Here is a 14,313-nt window from a genome sequence, read left to right on the forward strand (position 1 = left end):
CTATATTGAATCTTTTCAAGGAGGGCTTATGCGCTTTTCCGTCGCAAGCCTTAATCGTTTCCGTTTTCCTAACCACCATTTATCAACTGTATTTATTTTTTCCTTAGTGGGGGCTGTATTTTCTGCACCGGTGATGGCTGAGTTTCAATACTCTGGCCGCTTAGGTATAGAAAGCCGCTTTTTTACCGTTGATAGTGAAAGCCAAAATTCAGTCTTGGCAGAGCCTGAGTTTTATTGGGCCGACAGCAGTGATTCCAATAGTTTTACGCTTAAGTTATTTGGACGTTGGGATGACTTAGATGACGAGCGCAGCCATGCTGATATTCGTGAGGCTGCTTGGTTACATGTTGGCAATGATTGGGAGTTTCGTTTAGGTCTTAGTAAGGTGTTTTGGGGAGTAACCGAAAGTAATCATTTGGTTGATGTAGTTAACCAAACTGACTTAGTAGAAAGCCCTGATGGTGAGCAAAAACTAGGGCAGAGCATGCTGCAATTTACCACCATTCAAGATTGGGGTGTGGTTGATGCCTTTGTTCTTCCTACCTTTCGCGAACGTACTTTCCCAGGCCCCGATGGCCGTTTAAATGGCACTTTGCCGATTAATACCGATGCAGCCACTTACGAAAGTGATAAAGAAGACAAACATGTCGATTTTGCTTTGCGTTATAGCCATAGCGTGAGTGTGTTTGACCTTGGTGTGAGCTGGTTTAAAGGCACAAATCGCGATCCACACTTGCTCGCGTATAGTGATGCCAATACGCCCTTAGAGTTGCGCCCATATTACGATTTAATGCAGCAACTGGGTGTTGATGTTCAAGCCACATTAGGGGACTGGTTATTAAAGCTAGAAGCCATAGCGCGTGACGACAGTCAGCGTGATTACGGCGCGTTTACGGCGGGCTTTGAATACACGATGGTAGGTATAGCAGGCTCGGCAGTTGATTTAGGTTTATTAAGTGAAGTAAGTCGCGATAGCCGCAATAATCAAGCACCAACACCTGCGGAAAAAGACATTTTCTTTGGTGGTCGTTTTACTTTTAATGACAGCGCCAGCAGCGATTTATTATTAGGTTATTCACGTGGTATTAATGAACCAAGTAGCTATTCCGTCTTTGCCGAAGGCAGCCGGCGCTTTGGCAACAACTGGCGTACTACTTTAGATGCACGAGTCTTTAACGGCGAACGCCCAGAAGACCCTATTTATCAGTTTAAAGATGATGATTATATCTCTCTCACCTTAGAGTTCTTTTATTGATGTTGGGCGGGCTTACCCGAGCCTATTTCGCCTTTTAGCTCGATAATTCGATCTAAGGGGCGCCTATGTTGGATAAAAAAGGTGTTTCAGCTCGATTCAAGCTGGTTGATGAGTATGATTTTGAATATAAGGAGGCTGCAGGGCAGTTTCCTTATAATTTGAACTTATTATTTCTTAAGCTTAAAGACGTTGACGTGATCAACCAATATTTGACAGCTCTCCAGCATGGTTTTGGTGGTATCAAAGGTTTTTCTAGAGCTTGTGGTAATGCTTTCAGAGTCATCCCTTACAGCAACCACACGTTCGTTAATTTCGTTAGACACTGAGGATTGTTCTTCTGCGGCTACGGCAATTTGAGTTGACATATCTTTGATTTTTTCGAGTTCGGCTTTCATTACCTCAACTGTTGAGGCACTGCCTTTAACCACTTCAACGGCGTCATTACCTTCCTGCTGAAGCACTTTCATGTTTTGTGTGGCACGTGATGTTTGTTGTTGTAAGGCGTCAATTTGTAGGCGAATCTGTTCTGTGGATTCTTGAGTTTTTTGTGCGAGTGTACGCACTTCGTCTGCTACAACGGCAAAACCACGACCTTGTTCTCCTGCTCTTGCGGCCTCGATGGCGGCGTTTAAAGCAAGTAAATTGGTTTGCTCGGCGATACTTTGAATAACATTTAAGACTAAACCAATTTGCTCACTTTCATGATTGAGTTGGTTGACCACCTCGCTTGTATTGCCTAGTTCCTGAGTGAGTTTTTCCATTAGCTTGCGGCTTTTCTCTGCGTAGCTGCTGCTTTCGATGGAGGTTTCACTAGCGCTATTAACAGCGTCGGATGAGGTGTGAATCATCGTGCTAATTTCTTCAATCGTAGAAGTCATCTGGGTGACTGCAACGCTGATACTGTCCGTCGCTTCTAGTTGGTTGTCGTTTCTTCGAAGGCCTTGTTCGGTATTATTCGCTACTTCGCCACTTAGAGAAGATAGACTGTGGATTTGAGTTGTTACGCCACTTAGAGCAGTGTTAAAACTGGATATTAACTCATTAAATACCTTGCTGGCTTTGGTTAACTCATCGGACCCTGATTCTTCCAGTTGTATAGACATGTCTTTTTCTTTTGCAATAAAGGACATGGTTTCAACTAGTCTTTGCAGCGGAGCATTGATGCTGCGGATGATCAAATAAGATAGGGTGCCGAGTACGGCAATGAGTACAAGTAATGAAATACTTGTGTAAACGAGGGTGTTCTGCGCATTAGACAGCTGCCTGTCTTTTTCTCTAAGTATTTCTTCCATTACAAATTCACGTGTCGTTTGGTAACCATTAAACACGTCGTCTGTGACTTGCCCCCAATCTTTATCTGATAGATCAAATTTTTTGTCGAGGTATTGTTCAAATACGGATATCACATCAACCTTAAACTTTGCGTATTTTTTGTATGAAGGGTGGTTGATTACTTTGTTGTTAAAGTAGTCGTTAATACTGGCAGGGGCAAAGGAGTTAAATAGGGTTTTTGCATCTTCTTCACCATAGTGTATGTGTACTAGTTGTCCATATAAATAGGTTTGATAGCCTAAATGATGGTTTGCGGCTGCAAAAATAAAACTATTTAGCTGAGCCGACTTAGTTGATGCAATCATTAAGTTGTATAGCGCATTGGCCATTAGGCTTAATTTTTCATTTTGTGATGAAATAATTACAACAGAGCTTAGCGATGATACTAAGTCACTAACGAGTAGCGACATTTCGTAGAGTGTATGCAGTTCCGTCCCGTTGGTTTTGCCCAAGTGGCTTTTTTCATCGGCAGCATTTCTAACTAGATAGTATCTATCTAGCTTTTCTTGAATGAGTTCTAGCTTATTGCTTAATGCCGTATATTGTCTAAATGACACTTTGTTTTCAGCAACAAGGCTTTTAAAAGCATCAAGGCTTTTATTACTTGCACTTCTAGCGACTAGCATGCGGCGTTTTGCAGCTTCGGATTCTGATGGGGGGCTGTCTATATAGAGTCGGGTATATAGAGATTCTTGCGCTGTTAAATCAATTAACTCTGCAGTTACTTCTGCGTAATAAAGAATAGAGGCCAAGTCATCCAGTGCGGATTTCTTTTTATTTACTGTCATCAGGTGGTTAATGGCGGTAAATATAATGACCGATATCAGTAGGGTGACAATAAGAAAAATACGGGTGCTGATATTGATACGATTCAGATATTTCATATAGAAAGCAGCCATCAAAATATGAATCAAGTGGTTGGTGGGGCTTCCTAGCCTAACTGTCTGTCAACATGACACCAGTACCTATGCGTCGTATCAGCCCGCTTGAATGCATAAAAAAACGAATGTATATACGTATAGCATATATGCTTGATTTCTCAAGTGAAGGGGACTTAGGTGCTAAGCACTGAATGTTGATTTGTGAAAAAACTCAAGGTGCATAAGACTTACTGCTTCGCTATAGTTCCCCTTTGCTTGATAGCTTGTTCTGACGGGACTGCAGCCCGACATAGCCCTAGATAAATTGATGTGAATATTGTCAAACTGGGTTGTTTTTGGAACATTTCTTACACATTAGTTCAAATTACAGAGAGTCGTCTTATGAAAGCACTAAGCAGGCCTTTTGCTTGTTTTCTTCTCGTATCCTCTTTTGCTGTGGCCGATGAGCACGCGCTTAACTTAAGTCAGGTTGGCGGAAAAGCCGCTACGGCCGAGACAATTAAGGCAAATGCCGATTTTGCACGTAGTTTAAACTTTGACGATGTCAGGGCTTTTGAAAATGACAAGGTCGGTTTGATCGCAGAGTTTGATAAAGAAACGGGCGATATTATCCGCAATAGCTTCAGCTTTATTGACCTTGAGAGCGCAGACAAGGCACCGGATACGGTTAATCCATCGCTGTGGCGTCAGGCGGTGCTCAATCAGGGTGCTGAAGGCCTCTACGAAGTCGTTCCGGGTAAAATCTACCAAATTCGAGGTACCGACCTCGCTTCTATCTCCTTTATTCGTGGTAAAACCGGTTGGATAGCTTACGATGTGTTAACGACTAAAGAAGCGGCAGCCCAGTCTTTGATGTTTTTCTTTGCTAATGTGCCTGAAGGTAAAGAGCTGCCAATTACCGCGATGCTGTATTCCCATTCCCACGCTGATCACTTTGGTGGCGCTAGGGCGGTGCAGGAGCTTTTTCCCAATGTTACGGTGTATGGCTCACGCAATATCACCAAAGAAACCGTTGATGAAAATGTACTTGCTGGTAACGCCATGTCTCGCCGTGCAGCGTATCAATATGGTGCAACTCTTGGGCGCAATGAGCATGGCATCGTTGATGCGGCTCTGGCCAAAGGTATTTCTTCTGGTGAAATTACCTATGTGAAACCAGATTACGAGCTGAACTGGAACGGGGAGCTTGAAACCTTGACGATAGATGGGCTGGAGATGGTTTTCCTTGATGCCTCAGGTACCGAAGCGCCTTCTGAAATGGTGACCTATATTCCCTCCATGGAGGCGCTGTGGACGGGCGAAGTGACCTACCAGGGTATGCACAATGTTTATACGTTACGTGGTGCAAAGGTGCGGGATTCCCTGTTGTGGTCTAAAAAAATTAATGAAATGCTCTATCTTTGGGGTGGGGAAGTGGAAACGCTATTTGCCTCTCACTCTGCACCGATTTGGGGAAATACTGAGATTGTCGATTACTTAAAAATGCAGCGTGATGCTTATGGTTTTACGCATAACCAAACTCTACGTTTAGCTAATAGCGGTATGGTGCTGCAAGATTTAGGTGATGCAATTTATGAGGTGATGCCCGAAAGTATTCAAAAAGCATGGCATACCAATGGTTACCACGGTACGTATTCGCACAACGCTCGTGCGGTGTACAACATGTACCTTGGTTATTTTGATATGAACCCTGCGAATTTAAACCCATTGCCAATTAAAGAAGAGTCGGAAAAGTTTGTTGAATATATGGGGGGAGCTAAAAAAATCCTCAAACGTGCTAAAAAAGATTTTGCCAAAGGCGAATACCGTTTTGTAGCAACTGCTTTAAACAAAGTGGTTCAAGTGGAGCCGGATAATCTTAAAGCGCGCGTCTTACTTGCCGATGCCTACGAGCAAATGGGCTATCAAGCTGAAGGGGCGGGTTGGCGAAATATCTATTTGACTGGGGCTCAGGAGCTACGCAATGGTAAAGTAAGCCCAGGAGCACCTAAATCTGCTTCTGCCGACGTGATCTCAGAAATGAACCCAGGCATGTTGCTAGATTTTATTGCCGTACAGATCGATTCGCTAAAAGCTGCAAAAACGCCATTTAGTTTTAACGCCATTGTTGGCAATGAGGTCTTTTATGTTGAAATGTCCAACGGTAACCTCAGTAATATTAAAGCAAAAGTACCGATAGCAAGTGCCGATGCAACAATCACACTTAGTGAAGATGCATTTACTAAGATCTTACTTGGACAAGCTCGCCTGCCTCAGTTAATTGAAGCCGGAGAAGCAAAGCTTGAAGGTGACGGCGAGGTCTTACAGAAACTTGCTGCAGCGATGGTACAGTTTAATCCTAGCTTTGAAATCGTACCTTTTAGTGAAAACAGTGTGGATGCCGACTTATACCACTAAGTTAAAGAATTGATAGAGACGCAAGCTGGATCAGAGGCTTCTTTCATTCTTGGTGTTAGACATATAAAAAGCCCTCGTTTTTAATGAAAACGAGGGCTTTTTATTAGCTGTTATAATCAAGCGATAGTGCTGGATCTGTAATTAAAGTCTCTTACCGACAAAGATTCGTTGTTTTGCCTTGATGTTACGTAACTCTTTTTGTGAATCATCGGCCCAAGTCACGGTAATTGTTTTCACCGTGCTTTCAGCACCTAAACCAAAATGTACGGTATTTAATACACTTTGGGAGTGGGTGGCTCCTGCGGAACCTACCCGGCGAATTTGTTTGCCTGCTTGAGTTTCTATTTCAACCAAAGCGCCTATTACGTCGTTGCCTTTTTCAGAGTAGCCAAGCTCGATTAGTAAGTAGCTGTCGTTTTTAATCTGGCTTTGGTTTTCAAAGAGATGCCAGCGGCCTTGATCGTCGTCACCGCTTAGTATGTCCACATCGCCATCTAAGTCGTAATCAAAGGCGGCACCCATGTCGCCGTGGCCAGTTTGCTCAAGTACGGTGGCATTGTGTTTGGTGATTAATTCAAAACCAGCACCTGCGCGATTAAGCAGCATTAAATCATTGATGCGCTTGTGGAACTCTCCAAAACGATAAACAAATAGGTCTTCAAAACCATCGTTGTTAAAATCACCATGGGTGACGCCCCAGTTATTATCGCCACTTTCTTTCGGTAAAAGCGCACTAAGATCACTAAAACGATTTCCTTCATTACGCAGTAAAATATCGCCTACACCCATGTCCTGCGCTGTCCAGTCTAGAGCGACATCGTTTATACCATGAATACTCATACGAATATCCCACGCCGCGGCATCATCAAGTTTCCACTCTAAGCGCCAGTTGCCATTACCAAGATAACCCAAATACCAGCCTTGTTCTTTAAGATCGGAATTAAAGCCTTTGGCCTGTTCTTGGCTAAAGCTTTCTGGTTCCGCACTGCGTGGCATGGCTGCTTCTATTTGTTTTTCGCCTAAAAATAGGGGCAGATCACCACGAACTTTACGTGGCCATAAGAAAAAATCACTTAACGAGATATCACCTTCGGCACTAAAGCTCACACCATCATGGCTAAGGCTACCAAAGTCACGGATATCAATACGCTGCTCGTCTGGGTAATAAAAGGCGCCGTTGTTGGCCATTTTGTAATAGGTTTTACCACGGGCGATATATAAGTCGAGATCACCATCGTTGTCGTAATCAATATTGGCAACGGCCATGCCGTGTTCACGTTGCTCTTTATTTAAAGGCAGCCAACTATCACTGACGTTAATAAATTCAAACTTATGTGTGCCTTGCCACAAGCTAAGCGGTTCAAAAGCGACCACATCGGTGATGCGGTCGCCGTTAAAATCGGTTAATAAAACACGCTCGGCTTCAAACTGCTCAAAAGCTGAACTGGCGCGATAGGCGAATTTATCATTGCCAAGGTTTTCAAACAGAATATTGCGTGGGCCTTCGTTACCATTAACAACAATGGCATTAATGCTGAAGAAATCTAAATCGCCGTCACCATCAAGGTCAACCCAGCGCACAGAGCGCCCGCGCGCGCCCATGTGGTCAAAGCCTGATCCCTCGGTGACATTGGTAAATTCACCATTATCATTACGCAATAAACGAGGCGGTTGTGGTTGGCTGCCATTGCCACCACCTAAGGTGACCATAATATCTAAGTCGCCATCTAGATCGTAATCACCGGGGCTCACACCGTGCATGTCCCAGCGCATAATCGGCTCTTTGTGTTCAACAAAGTTGTTGGCGCCATCGGCCCAAAATAATTGAGTCGGCTCTTCATGGTGGTTGCTTAGCATAAGCTCATAACGACCATCGTAATTTAAATCGGCAATAGCAGGGCCGCCGTATTTCCATGTGTCTTTAGTGATAAGGCCACGTTCTTCGCTGACTTCTTTAAATTGAATAAGATCGGGGCTGTCATTTTTGACATTACAAGCGCTAAGACCACTAAAAAGTAGGGCGCCTAATACGTAACAAGGGGCTTTCATAAACTTTGCCGTAATGATGGTTTGGGGTGTTTAAGGTAAATTTGAGCCTATATTAGCCTTATTTACAGGATAAGTGCGGCACTTTTTATTTGTGCTTTGATCTGCATGCCGGGTTTTAATTGCAGTTTATCAACAGACCAGTTGGTGATACGTGAAAGCATGTTTTGTTGCTGCCAGCGCAGTTTGACTAATTTAATTGAGCTTGGCTGAGTATCTACTATCTCTAGAATTTCGGCGTTGATGTGGTTGCTGATACTGCTGTTGCTGTCGTCACTACCTAAGGTTTCTAAGCTTACATCACGCGCAAGCACACGAAGACGCACGGTATCGCCAATACGTTTATCTATACGGTGTAAGGCTAAACTGGCGCCACCTATGTCGACATGGCTTTGGTGATAGCGTTCATCGTGTTTTGTTATTTGGCCTTCAATCAGGCAGCAGGCATCGTCATTGTGATTAAAATACAGGCGAGTATCGCAGAGTACATCGTTGCAAGGGCCTTGGGCGAGTACATGGCCGTCTTTAAGGATGACAAGCCCTGTTGCTAAGCGCATGACTTCATCGGCACTGTGGCTCACATATAAAATAGGTACGTGTAATTGACTAATAACTTTTTCTAAGCAGCGAATTAGTTCGTGTTTAGCTGTTTTATCTAAGGCAGAAAATGGCTCGTCTAACAATAGAACGCTTGGTTGGCATAGTAAGGCACGAGCCAGCATAACTCGCTGTTTCTGGCCACCGCTTAACTGTTCACTTGTGTGCTTAAGTAGTGCGTGGACGCCACATAAGTGGCTTATTTCTTCAATGCTAAAAGCGGCTTGTTTACGCCTTTTTAAGGCAAATTCAAGATTTTCTTGTACATTAAGGTGTGGTAATAAACTGTTGTGTTGGCTAACGTAGGCTAAGCCACGTTTGTGAACGGGCAGTTGCTGCTTTCCGTCTTGCCAGGTTTGTTTACCTAAATATATTTGGCTGTTGTTATTTACTTCCAGCCCAGCAATAAGTCGAAGTAGTGTTGTCTTGCCACAACCACTTGGACCAAATAAGGCACTGACACCAACGGGGAAGCTTAAGTCTAAGTTGAGCTTAAAGGCCCCGCGTTCAAGCTGAGTTTTTACTTTTAGCTCTGTTGCTTGCTGAGTCGTTTTCTGTTCTGAATGGCTCATTTTAAGGCTCCTAGAGCACTTTTACGTGAGCCGTTAAAAAGGTATAAAAAGCTTAATACCAGCATAGAGAAGCCCAACATAAAGGCCGAAAGTATCGCCGCTTGATCGTACTCGAGCGCTTCTACATGATCGTAAATGGCAATACTCAATACGCGTGTTTCGCTTTCTATATTGCCTCCTATCATCAAGACCACGCCAAACTCGCCCATAGTATGAGCAAAACTTAGGACCAGCGCGCTATAGATTCCCGTTCTTGCTAAAGGCAGTACAACCTTAAAGAATCGATCAACAGGGCTTGCGCCCATCAGAGCCGCCGCTTCTAAATAGCGGCGATCAACATTGCTAAATGCACTTTGCAGTGGTTGTAAGGCAAAGGGCAGAGAATAAATACACGAAGCGATAACTAAACCTTTAAAACTGAAGGCCAGCGGCGCTAAACCTAAGGCTTGGTTAAGCTGGCCAAGGCTCGATGTTGGGCTAAACATCAATAATAAATAAAAGCCAATTACGGTGGGTGGCAAGACAAGGGGAAGGGCAAAAAAGGCGTTGCTAAGCGCTTGGGTACGGGTAGATCGGTGAACCAAGTACCACGCTAGCGGAACACAAATGAGCAATAAGACCAAGCTTGTTAGTAACGCTAGCTTAAGCGATAAAATGAGCGGCCCCCAGTCCATGCTTTGTATCAGTTCTATCACGCTTGAATGGCACCTTTGTTGATTTTTCATACACCGCGCTGCACTACGTACTCGCAAGTGTCACCGCCAGCTATTTAGGGCAGGCTGTAACCACAGGCTTTGATTCTACGCTGGCTGCTCTTAGTTTGTAAGAACTTGAAAAAGTCTAAAGCTGCTTCTGTTTGATTCGTATTAATAAGTGCCGCTTTTTGCTTAATAGCTGCGTAGCTAGTTTGTGGTAATAAGCAGAATGAACCCGTTTGCTTGTTGTGTGCAGCAAGTTCAAACCACTGAGCCTGGCCAATAAAACCGGCTTGAGCACTGCCACTAAGAACAAATTGCAAGCTCTGGGCAACGTTTTGTCCATAAACGGTTTTACTTTTCCATATGGGCCAAAGCCCTAAGTTTTGCAGTGCTTGCTGGGCAGCTAACCCGTAAGGAGCGTGTTTGGGGTTAGCCATGCTTAGACGTTTTATCTGCACTTGGGCCTGTTTACTGGATAACCACTTTGAATCGAGCAAGTGCTTATCTGCTTTATTGCTTCGTTTGTTATTTGAACAGGCTTGAGGGGCTGGTTTATCGGCAAACCATAATCCAAGCAAACCCTGTGCATAGACAAAGCTATCTTCGGGTCTTACGTGTTTGTTTTTGATTAGTGCATCGACACGTGCGCTGTCAGCAGATAAAAACAACTGATATGGCGCTCCTCGCGAAATCATGGCTGCAAGTTGGCCACTGCTCGCAAAGCTTGTTTGTAACTTAACGCCGTCTACTTGTTGTTCATACTCAAGCGCCAGCTGGTTAAAACAGGCCTTAAAGTTTGAGGCGACTGCTACGTTTATCTTCTTATCAGCTTGAGCAAAAATAGATAAAAAGAGCAAGCTAAGGCCAGTACAGACTGCAAGTAATATCGGTGTTGATGGAACAGCTTTAAAGTTCATAGGCCTATGCTAGCGCGTTTTACATGGCTTGTTTAGAGCGAAGGTAGAGCAGGGGATGCCCTAAAATCGCCTCTAGTGTAGTTACTGCAAGGCTTTAGCTTAATCTATATACTCGCCGTTTTTATGATTTGAGACAGCGATACAGCTTGAAATCAAAGGATAGTGAGCGCAGCGTTTAATGTAATAGAGCCTAGAGAGCTCTGCTTAGAAGGAGTAGTAATGATTGTTGTAAATAATGCCCGTGTATTGGTCGTAGCGGTGCTTAGTTCACTGTTACTTGCTTGTGGTGGTTCAAGTGATAGCGATAAAAAATCGGAATCAAATGTATCGCCAAGCCCTAGCGTTGATATTTTTATTGGTGAAAGTAGCGCAGCGAAGCTGAGTTTTGACGATTTTGACGCCCCCATTCTGGATGCTCAAAGTGAACTTGAACTAGAGAATACGATAAGAAATTTTGATTATTTTAGGCATGTTTGGGGGATAACTGAGCGCGGTGAAGAGGATTATGCTGAGCGCCCTTGGGGGGCGTATCATCGCTGTGTAGATGAGGTTTACCATACTCAAACGTTTGAGCCTGTTGCTGATGGTTACTATAAATACGATGCTCAGGAACTAGATCTTAGTCGATGCATGCATTTTTATTATGACACTGTAGATAGTATTGAGCTTATAGAGAACGATGTTCGCAGCACTTCGTTTTTAGTTGTTAAAGCATATAACGATTCTGGTGCAGCAGTCGACTTTTCAGCGATGTCCTTAAATGCTGCTGTTGTTCTTTTTGATACGGTTGCCGAGCTACACTATTTACTTAAGTCAAAATATGTAACGCACCGTAGTACTGAAAAAGACTACGCTCTCGGTGGAACAGTTGTTGAAACATGGGATTCAGATCAGTCTTTTATGATTTCATCGCACGATGATGAAAATAAGCCTTGTACTGTAAAAAATGGTAGTGAAGGGGCTTTTAGTAATTGTGCTATTTATGAATTGGATGTGGAGAATGATAAAAGTGTTTATAGCGATGACAGCTTTCCTGAGACGAATGATGTGACGTTTGAACTTTCGAAAGCGCACTTCAACGATGTTGTTGGTGAAAAAGATGCTGAATTCTTTTCATCTGGTACGGTGGACTTTCAGTTTAACGGCTGGGTTGGCCAGTTAATGTATCACGAAGGTGCATCACCTACTTATACAGCAAATAATGGTGAGCAAGAGTACGAAGGTTGTATTAACTACGATAACTATGAAGGGGACCCTGAAAACGATTGTTATAGTAATCTTTAAGGCAGCCTAAACCATCTGTCTGGTGGTGTTTAAAAAGCACTAGCGTGATGCTTGCCCTAGTGCTTTTTTATTGTTCATTCCCCTGCCAGCTCTTAGGACTAAGTCCCGCAAAAAGTGCGGTAGTTTGTATCAAACTCGGCTTTTGAACCGAGTAGCTTAAAACTGTCTTTTCGTTCTTTATAAGGTTCGGACCAGGCCAGCATATAGTCTTTTATTAGGCTTAAATCGTCGTTTTTTACAGCCGCGTCTAAAGCGTGTTCAACAAAATAGTTACGCGGGATAAGTTCAGGGTTTGATACTGCCATAAGTGAAATGGCTGTGTTTTTATCCGCACTGACTTCATTTAACCAGCACTCTAAGCTGTTTTGTTTGTCTGAGTCGCCTGAAAAGTACTGTTTAAGTGTCGCAATTTCTGGCTCGCTTAATTTACCTTCTAAGTAACGCTTTAATTGGCGGAAACTCAGTGTGTAATCCAGCTCGTTTATTTGCATGTGTTTAAGCATGTCATTGATTAAACTGCGCTGACTTTGTGTTGGGGTTTTATTTGGCGTGCTCTTGATAAACGAACTTAGGCCAAATTTCTTAGCAAGCATGTGGTAATAGGCTTGGTCAAAACGATCCGGCACGCTTTCAATAAGTGGGCGGCACAAAGCGAGCGCTTGTTCGACATCTTTATGTAATAAAGGTAATAAGCTTTCGGCTAAGCGTGCCAGATTCCAATTCATCATCGAGGGCTGTTGGCCAAAAGCATAACGACCATTTCTATCTATCGAGCTGTAGACGGCCTCGGGGTGGTAACTTCCAAGCATGGCACAGGGGCCAAAATCGATGGTTTCGCCGGCAATGCTGCAGTTGTCGGTATTCATTACTCCGTGAATAAAACCCACGCGCTGCCAATGGCAGACGAGTTCAATTTGTTTGTCGATAACGGCATCAAGTAGTTTTAGTATTTGTTCAGGGAATTTGGCATGGTCTTTTTCAAGAGCCTCTTCAGAGAGGATGTAACTAGGGTAGTGGCGCTTAAGTGTATAGGCGCAGAGTTTGGCAAGTGCTTCGTGTTGCTCTGTTGCGGCAAACCATTGGAAAGTACCCACCCGTAAATGGCTTTGCGCTACTCGGCTGACTACGGCCCCTGGCACTAAACCTTCGCGCATAACATCATCGCCGGTGGCGACAACACTTAGGCTGCGAGTAGTGGGCACACCTAAGGCGTGCATGGCTTCACCCATTAAGTACTCTCTTAATGCTGGGGCCAGTGCACAGAGTCCATCACCTGCTCTTGAAAAAGGGGTCCTACCTGAGCCTTTTAATTGTACATCGACAAGTTGACCATTTTTAGCCGTCCACTCGCCCAGCATGTGAGCGCGGCCATCACCTAGGCGGCCAGAGAACTGGCCAAATTGATGCCCGGCATATACAAAGCTATAGCTGCTCGAATTTACTGCGCTTTTTTGGCCAGAGAAAAAGGCGCAGCGCTCTTGTTCATGGTTTAATAATTTATCTGTAAGCCCAAGTTCTTCGGCTAAGCCTTGGTTCCAGAGCAATAACTCAGGTTGTGAAAAAGGCTCGGGCTTGCTTGTTTCGCTGAAGGCTGGGTCGAGTTCACGCAGGCTGTGTTTAAAATTCATGGCTGGATTCACAGAGTAATTGATAGAGCTTTTGGCCACTTAAATGATATTTACGTTCAAACAAGGTTAATGGTTCTTGAACATCTAATTCAAAAAGCTGTGTTTTACCTTGCTTTAGTTTTTGCCAGCAGTGTTGAAACTCTTCTAAATAAAGTGGCCAGTTACTGCGCAATTCCGTTATGGGGGCGAGTTGGCCGAGGACAGGGAAAACAGGGTGTCCATGCCAGCGCCGTTTTAGATGCTCTGACTTAGGATAGGGGTTAGGGTAGAGAATACAGTGTTTATCAAAACTCAGTTTTTCTTGTACGCATAATCGCCAAATATCTTCACAGTTTGCCTGTAAGAGCAATACGTTAGCCGGCAGGGCTTCGGCATCGAGTGACTGAGTGTTTAGGCGTTTTATGCTTCGGTCTACACCAATAACAAGGCTATCTGGGTGTTGCTTTGCCAGTGCGCGAGTACTTAGGCCAGTACCACAACAAGAGTCGAGAATAAGTGAGCTTGCACCGTGTGCTTGGATGCTCGTTTGAAATTGCTCAAAGGCGGCTAAATTATGTGCTTGTATGGGTTTTTGATAAGGGCACTCTAGGTGCTTAACCAAATAATCATCAAGCCTTGGGTGTAGGCCCTGTTGTGGGCTGTCTATGGAATGCGAGTCAAATTGCATGGTTTTTGTGCGTAAAGCTAGGGCGGGTTACTATAGCTT

10 protein-coding genes are annotated in these 14,313 nt (G+C 44.0%); 3 read left to right on the top strand and 7 right to left on the bottom strand.

All coding sequences use genetic code 11. The features are described from left to right. Positions 1-28: 28 nt before the first annotated feature. A complete protein-coding gene (locus AB1S55_RS11475; RefSeq protein ID WP_370978321.1) occupies positions 29-1,255 on the top strand; it encodes a hypothetical protein in 1,227 nt (408 codons plus the stop codon). A gap of 167 nt (positions 1,256-1,422) precedes the next feature. Here the strand turns inward: AB1S55_RS11475 and AB1S55_RS11480 are convergent, their stop codons facing one another. Further along, positions 1,423-3,471, bottom strand: coding sequence for a methyl-accepting chemotaxis protein (locus tag AB1S55_RS11480; protein ID WP_370978322.1), 2,049 nt, complete (start codon positions 3,469-3,471; stop codon positions 1,423-1,425). Positions 3,472-3,849: 378 nt separating this feature from the next. Between AB1S55_RS11480 and AB1S55_RS11485 the strand changes: the two genes are divergently transcribed. Continuing rightward, positions 3,850-5,865 carry an alkyl/aryl-sulfatase gene (locus AB1S55_RS11485; RefSeq protein WP_370978323.1) on the top strand — a complete coding sequence of 672 codons (2,016 nt, stop codon included), beginning with the start codon at positions 3,850-3,852 and terminating at the stop codon, positions 5,863-5,865. A gap of 141 nt (positions 5,866-6,006) precedes the next feature. Here the strand turns inward: AB1S55_RS11485 and AB1S55_RS11490 are convergent, their stop codons facing one another. From AB1S55_RS11490 to modA, 4 genes are all read right to left on the bottom strand, one after another. After that, on the bottom strand, positions 6,007-7,914 hold the full coding sequence (locus AB1S55_RS11490; protein WP_370978324.1) for a CRTAC1 family protein: 1,908 nt from the start codon (positions 7,912-7,914) through the stop codon (positions 6,007-6,009). A gap of 62 nt (positions 7,915-7,976) precedes the next feature. Continuing rightward, positions 7,977-9,080 (bottom strand): molybdenum ABC transporter ATP-binding protein, encoded by a 1,104-nt coding sequence (gene modC, locus AB1S55_RS11495; RefSeq protein WP_370978325.1) that lies wholly within the window; start codon positions 9,078-9,080, stop codon positions 7,977-7,979. Then, on the bottom strand, positions 9,077-9,775 hold the full coding sequence (modB, locus tag AB1S55_RS11500) for a molybdate ABC transporter permease subunit (RefSeq protein WP_370978326.1): 699 nt from the start codon (positions 9,773-9,775) through the stop codon (positions 9,077-9,079). The genes modC and modB overlap by 4 nt, the downstream gene beginning before the upstream one ends. Before the next feature lie 74 nt (positions 9,776-9,849). After that, entirely contained in the window at positions 9,850-10,695 is an 846-nt protein-coding gene (gene modA / locus AB1S55_RS11505; protein WP_370978327.1) for a molybdate ABC transporter substrate-binding protein, read from the bottom strand. A gap of 219 nt (positions 10,696-10,914) precedes the next feature. Here modA and AB1S55_RS11510 point away from each other — a divergent pair, with 219 nt between their 5' ends. Further along, positions 10,915-11,979, top strand: a complete 1,065-nt coding sequence (locus AB1S55_RS11510) for a hypothetical protein (protein WP_370978328.1) — start codon at positions 10,915-10,917, stop codon at positions 11,977-11,979. A 98-nt stretch (positions 11,980-12,077) separates the two neighbouring features. Here AB1S55_RS11510 and AB1S55_RS11515 read toward each other — a convergent pair whose 3' ends face one another. Beyond that, a complete protein-coding gene (locus AB1S55_RS11515) occupies positions 12,078-13,607 on the bottom strand; it encodes a YdiU family protein (protein WP_370978329.1) in 1,530 nt (509 codons plus the stop codon). Beyond that, positions 13,597-14,274 (bottom strand): methyltransferase domain-containing protein, encoded by a 678-nt coding sequence (locus tag AB1S55_RS11520; RefSeq protein WP_370978330.1) that lies wholly within the window; start codon positions 14,272-14,274, stop codon positions 13,597-13,599. Before AB1S55_RS11520 ends, AB1S55_RS11515 begins: the two co-directional genes overlap by 11 nt. Positions 14,275-14,313 lie beyond the last annotated feature (39 nt).

Origin of the sequence: Agaribacterium sp. ZY112, assembly GCF_041346925.1 — a bacterium.
In the GTDB taxonomy this organism is placed as follows: Bacteria; Pseudomonadota; Gammaproteobacteria; order Pseudomonadales; family Cellvibrionaceae; genus Agaribacterium.